The following is a 16,255-nucleotide window of genomic DNA, read 5'->3' as shown; positions in this document are numbered from 1 at the left end:
ACCCGCACGCGTTCGTGATCGCCTCGCCGGGTGGCGCGGCGGTGCTGGTCCACCTGGGCATCGACACGGTCAAGCTCAAGGGACCTCGACGCCGACCAAGTGGAGCACCAACTTCCTGTGGAACCTCTTCAGCTTCGAGTGGGAGCTGACCGAGAGCCCGGCCGGTGCGAAGCAGTGGAAGCCCAAGGGCGGTGCCGGTGAGGGCACGGTCCCGCACGCGCACGACTCCTCGAAGCGCATCGCGCCGAGCATGCTCACCACCGACCTGGCGCTGCGCTACGACCCGGTCTACGAGCCGATCGCGCGCCGGTTCATGGAGAACCCGGACCAGTTCGCCGACGCCTTCGCCCGCGCGTGGTTCAAGCTGACCCACCGCGACCTCGGGCCGAAGTCGCTCTACCTCGGCGCCGAGGTGCCGGAGGAGACCCTGATCTGGCAGGACCCGCTGCCGGCGCAGGAGGGCGAGGTCATCGGTGCCGACGACGTCGCCGCGCTGAAGGCGAAGATCCTCGAGTCCGGCCTGAGCACCGCCCAGCTGGTCTCCACCGCGTGGGCGTCGGCCTCGACGTTCCGCGGCAGCGACAAGCGCGGTGGCGCCAACGGCGCGCGGATCCGCCTGGAGCCGCAGAAGAACTGGGAGGTCAACAACCCCGACCAGCTCGCGACCGTGCTGAGCACCCTGGAGGGCATCCAGGAGTCGTTCAACACCGGCGCCAAGAAGGTCTCGCTGGCCGACCTGATCGTCCTCGGCGGGTGCGCCGCGGTCGAGCAGGCCGCCAAGGCCGCCGGTCACGACATCGAGGTGCCGTTCACCCCGGGTCGCGTGGACGCCACCGAGGAGCACACCGACGCGGAGTCCTTCGTCCCGCTGGAGCCCACCGCCGACGGCTTCCGCAACTACCTGGGCAAGGGCAACCGGCTGCCGGCCGAGTACCTGCTGCTGGACCGGGCGAACCTGCTCACGCTGAGCGCGCCGGAGATGACCGTCCTGGTCGGCGGCCTCCGCGTGCTGGGCGCGAACTACGACTCGTCCGACCTCGGCGTCCTCACCGACAACCCGGGTCAGCTGAGCAACGACTTCTTCGCGAACCTGCTCGACCTGGGCACCAACTGGGCCCCGGCCGACGACGAGTCGCAGACCTTCGAGGCGCGCGACGACTCGGGCGAGGTCAAGTGGACCGGTTCCCGCGCGGACCTGGTCTTCGGCTCGAACTCCGAGCTGCGGGCGCTCGCCGAGGTCTACGCGAGCGACGACGCCAAGGAGAAGTTCGTGCGCGACTTCGTCGCGGCGTGGGACAAGGTCATGAACCTGGACCGGTTCGACCTGGTCTGATCCCCAGCGGTCGTTGACCGGCAGGACCCCGTCCTCGAGTTCTCCGAGGGCGGGGTCCCGCCCTTTTCGGGGGATCCGGGTGCGCGCGGGTTCCGCTGCGGCCATCCTGGGCCAATGCCTCCGACCGGGACCCGGCCGGCACCCCGTGACGGGGTCAGCCGACCAGCGATGATGACCGCGTTGTTCGGCGGCACCGGCCCGGAGTGGGTGGCCAGGGAGATCCCGGTGCCCGAGGTCGGGCCGGGGCAGCTGCTGGTGCGGGTGCGCGCCGCTGGGCTGAACAACGCCGACGTCCCGGTGCTGGCCGCCACCGATCCGACGGTCGGCGGCACGGGCGAGCAGTACCAGGCCGGTTACGAATTCGCCGGTGAAGTGGCGGCCGTCGGATCGGGCGTTCCGGGTGTGGCGGTGGGGGACCGCGTGATGGGCACGCAGCCGCGCAGCTTCGCCCAGTACGCGCTCACCGACCACCGGCACGTCCTGCGCATCCCCGAAGCCATCGGGTTCGACGAGGCCGCAGCGCTGCCCACCGGTCTGCTCACCGAGCACGGCGCGCTCGAACTGGGCGCTTTCGAGGCCGGGCAGTCGGTGCTCATCACCGGCGCGACCTCCGCCATCGGCCTGCTCGGCGTGCAGATCGCCAAGGTGCTCGGAGCATCGACGGTCATCGGCACCACGCGGTCCCCGTCGAAGGAGGCGTTGCTGGTGAGCGCCGGAGCGGACGTGGTCGTCGTCGGCGACGACGTGACCGAGGAGGCGCTCGAGGCCACGGACGGCGAAGGCGTGGACGTCGTCCTCGACCACGTCGGAGGGCGGACGTTCGCCAGCTGCTTGCCCGCGACCCGCATCGACGGGCACCTGGTCAACATCGGCCGCCTGGACCGGGCGGAATCGACGATCAACCTCGATCACCTGTCCCACCGGCACCTGCACCTGCGCGGTGTGTCGTTCGGGTTCGGCCGCCCGGCCGAGCTCGGCGAGGTGATGGCCGCTCTGGTCCCCGAGGTGCTCCCGGCGGTGGCCGACGGCCGGATCCGCCCGATCATCGACGAGGTCTTCCCGTTCGACCGGGCGGTGGAAGCCGCCGACCGCCTGCGCACCGGCCAGGCCAACGGCAAGATCGTCCTGTCCGTTCCCTGACCTCGGCTCTTCGGGTTCTTCCTCGAAGGATCACCCGTCGGCAGTAGTCTGGCCGATCGTGGACCTGCCGACCTTGCCCGAGCACCTGCACCTGCTGCTCTCCGATGAGCCCGTCCTCGACGTGTACTCGCACGGACCGTGGCGGGTGCCGGACGGGCTGTACGACGAGGTCCGGCAGCGGGCGGAGGAGCTCAACCGCGATCCGGCGGCCGAGCAGATCGCGATGCAGCTGCCGGAGTTCTTCGCCGAGGGCACCTCGGTCGTCGGCGCCGAGCTGTGGTCCTTGCTGGAGTTCCTGCTCGGCACGTCGTCGGTGCGCGCTCGCAACTGCGTCGACGTCCAGCACGACGTGCTCGGCAGCTTCGTGGCGCAGCCCTGGGAGCCGGACCGCTCCTGGGGCACGACCGTGATCGCCTCGACGTTCCGGCCGCCGGTGGAGTGGCTGCTGGAGGGCGCCGGTGACGACCCGGAGCTGCGCGAGGTGGCTTTCGACCTGGCCCGGCGCTGCCTGGACGTCTTCGCGGGCATCGAGCCCCTGGAATCGCGCCGCCAGGCGCTGATCGCGCTGCACGACCTGCGCGCGGCCGACCCGGCGCTGGCCAAGCAGGACCTCGTCGCTCCGGCCGCCGAGCTGCGGGAGATGTGGGCGCGGCGGGCCGACGACTCGATCCTGGCTGCCCTGCCCGAGCTCGCCGGGCCGGCCGGGTACCTGGACTGGGCGTGCTCGGGCTTCTTAGCCGCGCACCAGCGGCTGCTGGAGCGGGTGACGGGCGCGACGGGGACCGGTCCGGTGCCCGACGTCGACCCCGCCGTGGCGAAGGAGGCCGCGCTGGCCTGCGTGATGCTGCACGCCGATCTGGTGGAGGTGCCGGTCGAGCTGGCGATCACCACCGGGCGCGAGAAGTTCGGCGTCGTGCAGAACATCTTCGCCGGGCTCAAGGGGACCTTCAACGCCAACCAGTGGCACAACCAGGTCAGGGCGTGGCTGGGACGTGCGGTGCTGGCCGGTGAGGTGGACGTCTGCCGCGCCTGGCTGGACATGGCGATGCGGATCAGCGGCGTCGTGCAGGGCCTGCCGAACACCGTGGTGACGCCGAGCTGCAGCGTCATGGTCGGGGAGTTCCAGCGCCAGCTGCGCGGGCTCGTCGAGCCGCGCCGGGTGGTCAACCCGCTGGTGGAGGAGCTTTCCAGCGACGAGTCCGAGCGGGATCCGGCCGCGGAGCTGGTGGGCCAGCCGGAGTTGGCGGAAGCGCTGCGAGCCGGGCTGGCCGACTTCCAGCACAGCCGCACCGAAGGCGTTCGGATGCTGCTGTCGGGGCCGGAGAGCACCGGCCGGGGCACTGCGCTGGGGCTGCTGCGCGGTGCATTGAACAAGATCGGCGCGTACGGCCACGAGCTGTGGCTGTCCGATGCGGAGTTCACCAGCCTGGACGTCAGCAACGCCGTGGTGCACCTGCAGCAGAAGACGTTCGGCCTCGGCCCCCGCGACGTGCTGGTGGTGCACGGGCTCGACCAGCTGGCGGGTCTGGAGTGGTCCGGTGCCGCGCTGCTCGAGGAGCTGCGCCGGCTGCTGAACCGACTGCCGGAACTGCACGTCGTCGCGGTGTGCCGGGCCGGGGGAGCGGACCGGGTCGGGGAGCTGAACCCGGCGCTGCTCCAGCAGTTCCGGATCGCGACGACGCGCCCGTTCACCGAGGAGGAGCGCGTCGAGCTGTTCAAGCGCGCGGTGACCCGGCGAGATGCGGAAGTCGCGGACGAGGTCGCGCGGGAAGGCGCGCGGTTGGCGGCGGCCGGGCAGCAGAACATGCGCGGTGCCCGGCTGGTCGAGGACCTGGCGGAGCGCAGCGTCGAAGCGGCCAAGGCCCGGAGCGGCGACGGGCAGGTGGCGGTCCTGCGCGGCGACCTGCCGGAGCCGCCGGCCGGCGGTGCCGATTTCGCGGACTGCGTCGGCCTGGGATCGGTGCGCCGCGAGCTGGACCTGGTGCTGGCCGAGGTCCGGGCCGCCGAGAAGCGCCGGGAAGCCGGGATGCCGGACGCGGTCCGCCCGCGGCACCTGGTGTTCACCGGCGGACCGGGGACCGGGAAGACCACCACCGCCGGGGTCCTGGGCCGGATGTGCGCCGACCTCGGGCTGCTGTCCTCGGGGCACCTCGTGGTGGTCGACTGCGCGGACCTGGCCGGACGGCACTTCGGCGAGGCAGGGGTCGGCGTCCAGCGCGCGCTCGAGCGGGCAGCGGGCGGTGTGCTGTGCATCGAGGACGCCGGCACGCTCGCCAGGCCCGGCATCGACCTCGACCAGTCCCGCAACCGCGGCGTGATCGACGCGCTGCTGGCCGGTCTGCAAGCGCGCTCGCAGGACCTGCTGGTGGTCCTGTGCGGACCGGATGCGGCGGTGAACGGCCTGCTCAAGGCCAACCCGGAGCTGCAGGCCTGCTTCCCGAAGGTGGTGCGGTTCCCGGACCTGACCGATGCGCAGGTGGTGGAGCTGTTCGAGCGCAAGGCGGCCGAGGCCGGCTTCACGCCGGGCGACGGGGTGCCGGAGAAGGTCGGGAAGCTGGTCCGCGCGGCCCGCCGCGACGCGGCGATGACCAACGGACGCCTCGCGGTGAACCTGCTGGAGCGCGCGATCTCGGCGCAGTCCAGGCGGATCCTGGCCGACGACGAGCCGGGCGGTGCGCTGGACCGGATCGAGGTCGCCGACGTCCCGGACACCCCGGTGGAGCCGGTGCGCGCGGACCTGCCGGAAGACCCGCTGGCGATGATCGACGACCTGGTCGGCCTGGAGACGGTCAAGCGCGAGGTGCGGCTGGTGGTCTCGGAGGCCGAAGCCGACCAGATGCGCCGCGGTGCTGGGCTGGAGCTCGGCTCGCGCACCCGGCACCTGGTGTTCACCGGCAATCCGGGCACGGCCAAGACGACGGTGGCCAGGCTGATCGCGGCGGTGTACGCCAAGCTCGGCCTGCTGTCCTCCGGGCACCTGGTGGAGGTCTCGCACGCGGACCTGATCGCCCAGTACCTCGGCCAGACCGCCCCGAAGGTCCGCTCCGCGGTGGAGCGTGCGCTGGGCGGTGTCCTGTTCATCGACGAGGCCTACGCGCTGACCCCGCCGGACGGCAGGCAGTCCTACGGCCCGGAGGCGATCGCCGAGCTGCTGCGGTTGATGGAGGAGCACCGCGACGACCTGGTGGTGATCGCGGCGGGGTACGAGAGCCGGATGGCGGAGTTCCTGCGCACCAATCCGGGCCTGGCCTCCCGCTTCCCGTCGGTGGTGCACTTCCCGGACTACGGCGAAGCCGAGCTCGTGGAGATCTTCGAGCGCATGGCGGCGACCGCCGGGTTCACCCTCGGCAAGGGCGTCGACGCGCAGGTCCGGCAGATCCTGCGGGCGGCCAAGCGCGACGAGTCGTTCGGCAACGGCCGGGTCGTGCGCAACCTGCTGGACCGGGCGATCGCGTTGCAGGGCGAGCGGATCACGGCCGGGACGTCGGCCCCCGAGGAGATCCGGCTGCTGCGTCCCGCCGACCTGGCGGGCGTGCAGGTCAGCCGGCTCGTCTCCGGGGAGGACCCGTTCGGCCAGTACCTGTGATCAGCGCGCCTGGTAGAGGGCGCTGCCCTGGACGTACTCGGGGTACGGGATGGTCCAGTCCGGGATGTCGCCGTCGGCGGTGGTCAGCGGCCGGTCGGAGCCGACGATCTCCACCGGGTCGCCGATCTGCACGAAGTCGAAGAACCACTTGCCGTTCTCCGGCGACAGGTTGATGCAGCCGTGCGAGACGTTGGACTCGCCCTGGGCCCACACGGTTGCGCCGTTGACGTGCACGAACTCGCCGTTGTTGGAGATGCGCACCGCGTTGGGCAGGACCTCGTCGTAGAAGCCGGGGTCGCCCTTCTGCGGCCCGCCCCAGGAGTCCGAGCGCATCCGGACGGAGGTGTGCTTCTCGAAGGCCACGTGCACGCCGGACTGGGTCGGGTAGATGCTCCTGCCGTAGGAGGCCGGCAGCTGCCGGATCTCCTGGCCGTCCTGGTAGACGGTGAACATGTGCGTGTTGACGTCGCCGATCGCGCGCTGGTCCCGCCCGATGCGGAAGTTCGCCTCGTGGTCGGCGGTGCCCATCACGCCACCACCGGTGTCGACCCCGTACAGCCGCGCGCGCACCTTCACGGCGGTGCCCGGCTTCCAGTAGTCCTTCGGCCGCCAGTTGACCTGGTCGTCGGCCATCCAGTGGAAGGAGCCCTCGGTGGGCACCGACGGTTCGACCGACAGGCGGCGTTCGACGGCCGCGCGGTCGGTCACCGGCTTGGTGAAGTAGATCGAGATCGGCATGGCGACCCCGACCTCGTCGCCGTCGGTGGGCCGGGTCCGGTCCACGGTGACCTCGTCGGCGGGGGTGGCGGTGGTGAACGTCGAGTTCGTCGGCGGCGCGGGGATGCGCTCGGCGTCCTGCGCCTGGGCCTGCACGCGGTAGGTCTTGCTGAACTCCAGCGGGGCGGTCGAGCTCCACTTCCGGCCGCCGTCGGTCAGCTCACCGGGAAGCGCGGTTCCCCCGTCCGCGGTGACGGTGACCGAGGTCAGGACGCCTCGGTGGGCGGTGACGACCAGCGGATCGCTGGGCCCGACGGTGGCCCCGTTGGGCACGGAGGTCGTCACCGACGCGGCGGACACCTTGGGCTCGGGCTCGGTGCACGAGGTCAGCGCGCAGGCGAGCGCGGTCCCGACGACGATTGGCCACGCCAGTGCGACTCGCATACCGACCCCCCGAAACCTCAGCCGTGCGGCTCGACGTTCCCACCACTGTCGGTCCGGATCCGTGACATCTCAACACGATCAAGGCCGCGGTGGTTTTGACCGCACTGCGTGACAGAGGTGGTCCCGGTCGACCCGGAACTGCGTCCGGGAGATGGTTTCCCGCAGTGCGGAGATCGTCGCGGTGGGTGGTCGGTGCGTTTTCTGCACCGATCAGGACGAGCAGTTCGGAGAACAGTGCAAAACGCTCGGCGGGGGAGCGGAAGCCGGGTGGTGTCGCGTGCTGAGCCCGCGCCGTCCGCGCGGCGCTGATCATGAAGTCCACCGAGGACGGAACGTTGACCAGGGGTGGTGAAGATCGTGGATCTTCAAATGCGCCAACGGTTTCCAGTCGGCCGCGATGATGTCCGCGATCGTCGAGCCGGCGATTCGGATCTTCGTCCTACTTGGACCGGCGGGGTCCGTCGAAGGCGCCTGCGCCGGAGCTGCGCTGTCCGCGATCGGTGCGCCGAGCCGCCTGCGGTCCGGGTGGCGGGAAATCGCCATCCCGGCCCGTGCGGCGGCGAACCTGCTACTCGTCGCGGCGTATACGTTGCGTGACAATGATGTCCGCAATTCCCGTTGTCCGGCCGAATGCGCATCGTTTAGCAGTGTTCCGGCTGCCGTTCAAGGACTTTCCCGGAAGAACTTGGCGTTTTCTTCTCGCGTGGAAAGCTTCCACGCCTGACCGGACGCTTCCGGCAATTCCGCGAAACGGAAGTTCAACAAAATGTTGACTCCAGTTGGATTCCGGAAGTAGCTTGCTCGTGCCTGACAGCGAAAAAGCGCTGCGGCACCGCGCTCTTCACCGGGGAGGAGGCAAGGGAACCGGCTCACCTGCCGGTTCACACCGGGTAACGACCGCCCGCCGAGTCGGACGAACAACGCGAGGGGCGGAAGGGACAGGTGCGCCATTCGGTGCCGCCAGTCCTGCGGTCGATGAGAGCAGTCCGGCCCACAGGTCCGCGGCGGACCGGGGCATCCTTTCTTTTTCCAAAGGGGAACTGGTCATGGCATTGAATTCGCAGGGGGAGTCCGCAACCCCGGCGTCCTGCCATCCGGTTGACGAGAAGTTGCCTGCCAAACGGCTTCTTCCAGCCGCCTTCCAGCACGTCGGTGCGATGTACGCGGGAGTGGTCGCGCCACCGCTGATCATCGGTCCCGCCTGCGGCCTGGGCCAGCAGGACCAGATCGCGCTGATCTCGGTGAGCCTGCTGGTCGCGGGCTTGGCGACCTTGCTGCAGACACTGGGCGCCGGGAAGTTCGCGGGCAACCGGCTGCCCTTCGTCAACGCCAGCTCTTCGGCCGGGCTCGCGTCCCTGCTGACGGTGGCGCACTCGGCGGCTCCCGGCCACCAGATCCAGACGGTGCTCGGCGCGGTCCTCGTCGGCGGCCTGTTCTGCCTGGCGATCGGCCCGTTCTTCGGCCGGCTGATGCGCTTCTTCCCGCACGTCGTCACCGGCGTGGTGATCACGCTGATCGGCGTATCGCTGATGACCGTGCCCGTCGCCTGGGCTCAGGGCGGGTCGGGCGCACCGGACTTCGGGTCCATGGCCAACCTCGGCCTCGCGCTGTTCACGCTCGTCACCATCGTGGTGCTGCAGCGGTTCTCGCGCGGTTTCTTCAAGCAGATCGCCCTGATCCTGGGGATGGTCATCGGCACGCTGGTGGCGGCCCCGTTCGGCATGATCGACACCAGCACGTTCGCGCAGACCTCCTGGTTCGCGCTGCCCGGCCCGCTGCAGTTCGGCATGCCCGAGTTCCAGCCCTCCGCGATCCTCGCGGTGTGCATCGTGATCCTGGTGGCGATGACCGAGAGCGCGGCCGGGATGCTGGCGATCGGCGAGATCTGCGACCGCGAGGTCGAGAAGAAGGTCGTCACCCGCGGCCTGCGGGTGGACGGCATCGCCACCACGGTCGGCTCGCTGTTCGGCGGCCTGCCCACCAGCGCTTTCGCCCAGAACGTCGGCGTGGTGTCGCTGACCGGGGTGCGCAGCCGGTTCGTCGTCGCCGTCGCGGGCATGGTGATGGCCCTGCTCGGCGTGTTCCCGGTGCTGGGCGGTGTCGTCTCGCTGGTGCCGTACCCGGTGCTGGGCGGTGCGGGCCTGATGCTGTTCGGCAGCATCGCCGCCAGCGGCATCCGCACGCTGTCGCGGGCGCACCTGGAGCAGGGGCACAACATGTTCATCGTGTCGGTCTCGCTGGCGGTCGGGCTGATCCCGCTGGCCGCGCCGAAGATCTACGCGCAGTTCCCGCAGTGGTTCCAGACCGTGTTCGGCACCGGGATCGTCGCGGGCGCCATCGTGGCGGTGCTGCTCAACATCGTCTTCAACCACCCGCTGAAGTCCGCGACGCCGAAACCGGTAGCGCAACCGGCAACTCCGGAACCTGCCCGGAGCGCCGGCGGCTAGTACCCCCGTCCCCCGACCGTCGAGTGCCCCTCTTCGAGCGCAGCACGTGCTCGAGCAGGGGCACTCGCCGTTTTCGCGAACGCTCCGACGTCCCGCCGTTGGGCAAAGCGAGTGACGACGAAGGTCTGGTCTGCCGGGCCGAGTCGGGATTGAGCCGTCCTCGTGATCGACTACGTCTGTTCGGCCGAAAGCCGCCGGGATACCCTTTCTCCCGCTGGGAGAAGTGTTGGCGTTGAAGGTGGTTGTTGGTGGCGGCGGTCCCACAGGAAGATCAGGTCCATGGCGCGAGCGACGCTGAGCTGATCGATGCTGTGCGCAGTGGCAGCGGCGAGGCGTTCGGGACGTTGTACGAGCGGCACGTCGGCGCGGCGCACGCGATGGCCCGGCAGGTCACCAAATCGCAGGCGGAAGCCGACGACGTGGTGTCCGAGGCGTTCGCGAAGGTGCTCGGCCTGCTGCGGGACGGCAGGGGGCCGACGGAGGCCTTCCGCGCCTACCTGCTGACGGCGGTGCGGCACGGCGCGTACGACCGGGCGAACAAGGCGAAGCGGACGCAGACCGTCGACGACCTCGAGACGGTGCCCAACATCGACATCAGCCAGCCGTTCCGCGACGTGGCGGTGGAGAACGAGGAGCGGTCGCTGATCACAGCGGCGTTCCAGCGGTTACCTGAGCGCTGGCAGATGGTGCTCTGGCACGTGGAGATCGAGGGCGAATCACCGTCCAAGGTCGCACCGATGCTGGGCATGACGGCCAACGGTGTGTCCGCGCTGGCCTACCGGGCCCGCGAAGGCCTCAAGCAGCAGTACCTCCAGGTGCACCTGGCGAAGATGGCCGAGGAACCCGACGCCTGCCGCTCGGCGATCGACCGGTTGGGCTCGTGGACCCGCGAAGGCCTGTCGAAGCGCGAGACGGCGCAGGTCAACCAGCACTTGGACGACTGCGACCGGTGCGCGGGGATCGCGGCCGAGCTGATGGAGATCAACGGTTCGCTGAAGGTCTTCATCGCACCGATCGTGCTGGGCGGGAGCGCATCGGCGACCGGTTACCTGGCCACCACGGGGAGCGGCCTGGTCGGTGCCGGGGTCATCGGAGCGGTGCGGTCGAACCCGCGCAAGAGCGTGGCGGCGGGCGTCGCGCTCCTCGCCGCGTTGGCCGCCTTGGGCATCGCGCTGGCCGCGAACGAGACCGACCCGCCGCCGCTGGCGGCAGCGCCGGTCACACCGGAAAGCCCGCAGGGGCAACAGGCTCCGGCCCAGAACCCGCCGGCAGCGGCCGTGCCCCCGGCGGCCCCGCCGCCGGCGCAGTCCACGCCTCCGGAGCAGCAGCCAGGACAGGACCCGGCTCCCGAGCCGCCGGCGGAGGACGAGCTGTTGCTGCCGCCGCTGCCGCTGGTCCCGCCGGGCCATCAGCAGCACGTCACCGACGTCCAGGCGAAGCTGTCCCTGCCGCTGCTGAACGGCGTGAGCGCGGCGGTCGACCTCGACGTCGACCGGAACCGGATCCAGCTGGAGGCCGAGGTGAACGCGGGACAGCCGCGGTAGCACTGGAGGTTCTTCGCCCAGCAGCGTCCGAAGTCTCTTCGGACGCTGCTGTCGTGCAGTGCTGAGCTCCGGGGCTGGAGCAGATGCTCGCCCCGTGCTCAGTCCTCCGCCGGGATCTCCTCGTCGCGGTCCGGCGGAACGCCGTCGAATCCGTTGGCCCAGTAGCGTCCGCGCAGCGAGAGGTCGAGGAGCATGCCGGTGACCTCCTCCGGTGACAGCCGAGGTGGGTCGGCCTCCAACCACCAGCGCATCACCGCGATCTGCTCGCCCACCCAGGCGCGGGCGAGCACTTCGACGTCGATCCGCGGGGACGCGCCGTGGTGCTCGGCGCGCGCCTGGAAGACGTGCGCCGCTGCGGCGGTGCGCGCGTCGGTGAATTCCTGGAGCGCCCGTCCATCGCCCTCGCCGCGCAGGATGACGCGGTAGACGTCGCGCTCCTCGAGCGCGTGCCGGAACAGCTCCAGCACCGGCTTTCCCGTGAAGCCCACCGACGAGGTCGGCACCAGCGGCAGCAGCCTCGCGTGCAACTCCTCCAGGAGGTCGGAGACGACGCGGCTGAGCAGCGCGTCCTTGTCCGGGTAGTGGCTGTAGAAGGTCGCCCGGCCGAGGTCGGCACGCTCGGTGATGTCCTCCACCGTCACGTTGGAATAACCGCGCTCCAGCACCAGGGACACCAGGGCGTCCCGCAGGAGGCGGCGAGTGCGGCGGGTGCGCCGGTCCTCGGTCGGCATGACAAGGCCTTTCGTGGTTCTCGTTCCGGCCGGTCAGTTTACCCGCCCGTTGACAAGCCGTGAGTTACTAGACATTGTGTCCAGTACTGGTCGACCTGGCGAAAATCTTGGGAGTCGGCATGAACCTGGGCAGCTACCTCACCCGCAGCAGCAGCTTCTGGCCGGATCGGGAGGCGTTGGTCTGCGGCGGTCAGCGCTGGACCTACCGGGAACTGGAAGCGCGCACCAACCGGCTGGCTTCGGCGTTGCTCGCGCGGGGCGTCCGCCAGGGGCAGGCGGTGGCGACCTTCGCCGGGAACTGCGCCGAGCTGGTGGAGACCGAGATGGCCCTCTGCAAGGGCGGTTTCCTGCGGGTGCCGATCAACGCCAGGCTCGCTGCGGGCGAGGTCGAGCACGTCCTGGCCGACGCCTCGGTCCGGGTCCTGTTCGCGGACTCCGCGCACGTCGAGGTGGCGCGCGAGATCGTGGCCGGCGCCGGGCTGGCGTGCGAGGTGGTCGACTACGACGGCGACTACGCCGATCTCCTGGCCTCGGGAGAGGAGGAACCGGTCGCGGTGGAGGTCGCCGAGGACGATCCGGCGGTCCTCAACTTCACCTCCGGTTCGACCGGGTCGCTGAAAGCCGCCGTGCAGACGACCGGCAACCGGCTGGCGAACATGCGCAAGCGGCTGATGACTCCGGAGCGCCGGTCGGAGGAGGTCGAGCGCTACCTCGCAGCCGGGCCGATCACCCACGCCACCGGGATGGGACTGCTGGCGGCGTTCGCCCGCGGCACCAGCGTGGTGGTGCTACCGCGCTGGGATGCCGGGGAGTTCCTGCGAACCGTGGAATCCGAGCGGATCACCTCCACGTTCCTCGTGCCGACGATGCTGAACCTGGTGCTCTCGCACCCGGATCTGAGCACTGCCGACCTGTCCTCGATGACCTGCCTGCGGGTCGGCGGCGCTCCGGTCTCGCCGCAGCGGTTGCGCGAGGCCGTCGCCGCGTTCGGCCCGGTCGTCATGCAGGGCTACGGGCAGGCCGAGACCACCAGCGGAGTCACCGTGCTCACCGCGGAGGACGTCGTGCGCGGCATCGAGGAGGACCCGGAACTGCTGTCCTCCTGCGGTCGGCCCGTCTACGACACCGAGGTGCGCGTGGTGGACGACAGCGGCGCTCCGGTGCCGGCCGGCGAGCTCGGCGAGGTGGTGGTGCGCGGGCCGGACTGCGTCCGCGAGTACTGGCGGGAACCCGAGCTGAGCGCCCAGACCTTCCGCGACGGCTGGGTGCACACCGGCGACATCGGCTACCTGCGAGCCGACGGCTACCTGTTCATCGTGGACCGCAAGAAGGACATGATCATCTCCGGCGGTTTCAACGTCTACTGCAGCGAAGTCGAAGCCGCGCTCTACGAGCACCCGGCGGTGTCGGAAGCCTGCGTGGTCGGCGTGCCGGACGAGACCTGGGGCGAGGCGGTGAAGGCCGTCGTCGTGGCCCGCGAGGTGGTGTCGGAAGAAGGGCTCGTCGAGTTCTGCGCGACGAAGCTGGCCCGCCACAAGCTGCCCAAGACCGTGGACTTCGCCGCCGATCTCCCGGTGAACCGCAACGGCAAGGTCGACCGGCGCGCGGTGCGCGGCCGCTACTGGGCCGGCAGCGACCGCAAAGTCCACTGAGGAGGGACGACGATGACGTTCACGATCAACCCGACCTACGACGACAACCCGCGCCTGGCCGATCTCGTCGGGCGGTTGCGCGACTACTTGGACGGCGAGCTCGCGGAGTACGAGGCGGACCTCCAGCTCACCCCGGAAACGCGGCTGCACCGCGACGTGCTGGAGCCGGTCTGGAAGCGCAGCCGCGAGCTCGGCTTCTACGGCATCCACCTGCCCGAGCGCTTCGGCGGGCAGGGGCTCTCGTTCACCGAGCTGGCCGCGCTCAAGGAGGAGATCGGTGCTTCGGGGCGCGTCCTCTCGCACTCGGTGCTCGGCGACATGGGCGGCCCGCTGCGCGCCGGGGCGATCTTCGAGTTCGCCACCGAGCTCCAGCTGGAGAAGTACCTGCTGCCGGTGATCCGGGGCGAACGGGCTTGCTGCTTCTCGCTGACGGAGGCGGATGCGGGCTCCGACGTGCGCGCGATGCGCACCACTGCGACGCCGGACGGTGACGGCTGGCGGATCACCGGGCACAAGGTCTTCTCCTCCGCCGGGCCGTTCGCCGACTTCTCGGTGCTGGTCGCCCGCATGGCCGAGGCCGAGAACACCTACTCCGCGTTCCTGGTCGACCTGGATTCGCCGGGGTGCGCGGTGCTCGACGGCCAGACCCCGATGTCCGGTCAGCACATCGAAAGCGACATCGTCCTGGAGGACTGCTACGTCGGCCCGGAGCAGCTGCTCGGCCGTGTCGGCGACGGGCTGCGCGTCGGACTGGGCCGGGTCACGGCCAACCGGCTGCTGCACTGTCCCACGGTGCTCGGCAACGCGCGGCGCGCGCTGCAGCTCACCGTCGATTTCGCCAAGAACCGTCACGCCTTCGGCGCTCCGCTGGTGGCGTTGCAGTCCGTGCAGCACAAGCTCGCGGATCTGGCCACCACTTACTACGCCGCGCGGAGCATGACCTACGACGCGCTGGCCGCGCTCGACGCGGGCACCAAACCGCGCGTCGAGGCGTTCATGTGCAAGCTCTTCGTCGCGGAGAACGCCTTCCGCATCGCGGACGAGGCGGTGCAGATCCACGGCAAGGCGGGGCTGGTGCGCGGCAGCGAGGTCGAGTGGCTGTTCCGCAGGCTGCGCATGTTCCGGATCCTCACCGGTTCCTCGGAAATCCAGAAGAACGGCATCGCCAAGGAGCTGCTCACCACCTGACCGGGCTACTTCACCTGGAGAGACGATGAAGTCCTCGAACCTCGACACCCCGGCCGATCCCTCGAAGAAGTCCAGTTCGCGCGCTTGGGCCGTCATGGCGATGCTGCTGGTCTTCATGCTGATCAACTACGCGGACAAGGCCGTGCTGGGGCTCGCCGCCAACCCCATCATGCGGGACCTCGGCTTGAGCCACTCCGAATACGGACTCCTGGCGAGCTCGTTCTTCTTCCTGTTCAACATCTCCGCGATCGCGTTCGGGTTCATGGCCAACCGGTTCCCGGCGAAGTGGCTCCTGTTCGGCATGGCACTGGTGTGGGGACTCACGCAGCTGCCGGTGGTCGCCGGCGCCGGGTTCGCCGGGCTGCTGATCAGCAGGATCGTCCTGGGCGCGGCGGAAGGCCCCGCGCAGCCGGTGGCGATGCACGCCGCCTTCAAGTGGTTCCCGAACGAGAAGCGCAGCATTCCGGGCGCGCTGATCTCCGGTGGCGGCGGTCTGGGCGGTGTCCTGGCCGCGCCGCTGCTGACCTTGGTCATCATCAACTTCGGCTGGCGCTGGGCGTTCCTGTCGCTGTTCCTCGTCGGCGTGCTCTGGTGCGGCGTCTGGGCTTTCGTCGGTCGCGAGGGCACTGCGGACCGGGTGTCGGCGCCGATCAGCGCGGAACCAGGAGCCGTGGAGTCGTTCCGCGTCCCCTACCGCCGAATCCTGCTCAGCGGGACCTGGCTGGCCGGGTTCGTCGGCGGTTTCGGCGCCTACTGGACGTCCACGCTGCTGCTCGCCTGGGTGCCTTCTTACCTCGAAACCTCGTTGGGCTACAGCGCGGTCGCCGCCGGCACGATCGTGACCGCACCCTGGGTGTTGAAGACCGTCGCGACCTTCGGGCAGGGCGCGCTGACGCAGTGGATGATGCACCGGGGCGTGTCCAGCCGGGTGTCGCGGGGAATCCTGGGCGGCTGCGCGGTCTTCCTGGCCGGTTCGGCCATGCTCCTCGTCCCGCTCGTGTCGCACCCCGGTGTCAAGATCGCGCTCATCACGGTGGCCTTCAGCATCGGGGCGGTCAAGTTCGCGATCGGGCAGACGATCAACGCCGAGATCACGCCACCGGCCCAGCGCGGCGCCGTGATGTCCCTGACCGTCGGACTGGTCACCCTCGCCGGTCTCGCCGCCCCGTACGTGACCGGGCGGATCGTCGAAGCGGCGGGAGACCCGACCACCGGTTTCACCATCGCGTTCGCCATCCCGGGGACGCTGATGCTCATCGGTGGTCTGCTCGCCTTCGCCTTCGTGCGGCCCGAACGCGACGCGGCGCGGATCGCGGCGCACGGCCGCCGCATCGACCAGCCGAAGGCGGCGGCGACCCCGACGTGAGTCCCCGCTCCGGCAAGACCCCCGGAGCGGGGCTCACTCCTCCCGCAGGTGCTCCAGCCCCGTCGGGGGCACCGGACCACCGCGCCGGGCGGGGTCGGCGAGCAGGC

General features: G+C 70.3%; 11 protein-coding genes. 9 read left to right on the top strand and 2 right to left on the bottom strand.

What is annotated here, in order from left to right:
- The 3 genes from ABTZ89_RS21640 to ABTZ89_RS21630 form a co-directional block, all read left to right on the top strand.
- A partial coding sequence (locus ABTZ89_RS21640) for a peroxidase family protein (RefSeq protein ID WP_502949575.1) occupies nt 1-1,333 on the top strand: 1,333 nt, incomplete at its 5' end.
- Nucleotides 1,334-1,501: 168 nt separating this feature from the next.
- Nucleotides 1,502-2,473 (top strand): quinone oxidoreductase family protein, encoded by a 972-nt coding sequence (locus tag ABTZ89_RS21635; RefSeq protein ID WP_351047473.1) that lies wholly within the window; start codon nt 1,502-1,504, stop codon nt 2,471-2,473.
- A 58-nt stretch (nt 2,474-2,531) separates the two neighbouring features.
- On the top strand, nt 2,532-6,059 hold the full coding sequence (locus tag ABTZ89_RS21630; protein WP_351047470.1) for an AAA family ATPase: 3,528 nt from the start codon (nt 2,532-2,534) through the stop codon (nt 6,057-6,059).
- On the opposite strand, the gene ABTZ89_RS21625 is transcribed toward ABTZ89_RS21630, so the two are convergent.
- A complete protein-coding gene (locus ABTZ89_RS21625; RefSeq protein WP_351047467.1) occupies nt 6,060-7,220 on the bottom strand; it encodes a L,D-transpeptidase in 1,161 nt (386 codons plus the stop codon). It abuts the gene before it with no gap.
- Between the two features lie 397 nt (nt 7,221-7,617).
- Between ABTZ89_RS21625 and ABTZ89_RS21620 the strand changes: the two genes are divergently transcribed.
- The 3 genes from ABTZ89_RS21620 to ABTZ89_RS21610 all read left to right on the top strand — a co-directional run bounded on the left by ABTZ89_RS21620 (nt 7,618) and on the right by ABTZ89_RS21610 (nt 11,211).
- Nucleotides 7,618-7,944, top strand: coding sequence for a hypothetical protein (locus tag ABTZ89_RS21620; RefSeq protein WP_351047464.1), 327 nt, complete (start codon nt 7,618-7,620; stop codon nt 7,942-7,944).
- Nucleotides 7,945-8,266: 322 nt separating this feature from the next.
- Nucleotides 8,267-9,667 carry a uracil-xanthine permease family protein gene (locus ABTZ89_RS21615; RefSeq protein ID WP_270949170.1) on the top strand — a complete coding sequence of 467 codons (1,401 nt, stop codon included), beginning with the start codon at nt 8,267-8,269 and terminating at the stop codon, nt 9,665-9,667.
- Nucleotides 9,668-9,978: 311 nt separating this feature from the next.
- Nucleotides 9,979-11,211, top strand: a complete 1,233-nt coding sequence (locus ABTZ89_RS21610; protein ID WP_351047462.1) for a sigma-70 family RNA polymerase sigma factor — start codon at nt 9,979-9,981, stop codon at nt 11,209-11,211.
- A gap of 98 nt (nt 11,212-11,309) precedes the next feature.
- Here ABTZ89_RS21610 and ABTZ89_RS21605 read toward each other — a convergent pair whose 3' ends face one another.
- On the bottom strand, nt 11,310-11,942 hold the full coding sequence (locus ABTZ89_RS21605) for a TetR/AcrR family transcriptional regulator (RefSeq protein ID WP_351047459.1): 633 nt from the start codon (nt 11,940-11,942) through the stop codon (nt 11,310-11,312).
- A 119-nt stretch (nt 11,943-12,061) separates the two neighbouring features.
- On the opposite strand from ABTZ89_RS21605, the gene ABTZ89_RS21600 reads away from it, so the two are divergent.
- Genes ABTZ89_RS21600 through ABTZ89_RS21590 form a run of 3 tightly spaced genes read left to right on the top strand, consistent with a single transcriptional unit; the run spans nt 12,062 to nt 16,148 of the window.
- Complete coding sequence (locus ABTZ89_RS21600) at nt 12,062-13,594, top strand: acyl-CoA synthetase (RefSeq protein WP_270949174.1); 1,533 nt, start codon at nt 12,062-12,064, stop codon at nt 13,592-13,594.
- Nucleotides 13,595-13,606: 12 nt separating this feature from the next.
- Nucleotides 13,607-14,782: an acyl-CoA dehydrogenase family protein gene (locus ABTZ89_RS21595; RefSeq protein WP_351047455.1), complete on the top strand. Its 1,176-nt coding sequence runs from the start codon at nt 13,607-13,609 to the stop codon at nt 14,780-14,782.
- Nucleotides 14,783-14,807: 25 nt separating this feature from the next.
- Entirely contained in the window at nt 14,808-16,148 is a 1,341-nt protein-coding gene (locus ABTZ89_RS21590) for an MFS transporter (RefSeq protein ID WP_351047452.1), read from the top strand.
- Nucleotides 16,149-16,255 lie beyond the last annotated feature (107 nt).

Origin of the sequence: Saccharopolyspora sp. NPDC002686 (assembly GCF_040295745.1) — a bacterium.
Classification (GTDB): domain Bacteria; phylum Actinomycetota; class Actinomycetes; order Mycobacteriales; family Pseudonocardiaceae; genus Saccharopolyspora; species Saccharopolyspora oryzae.
The sequence above is the reverse complement of the archived record's forward strand: the minus strand, read 5'-3'. Positions and strand labels throughout refer to the sequence as shown.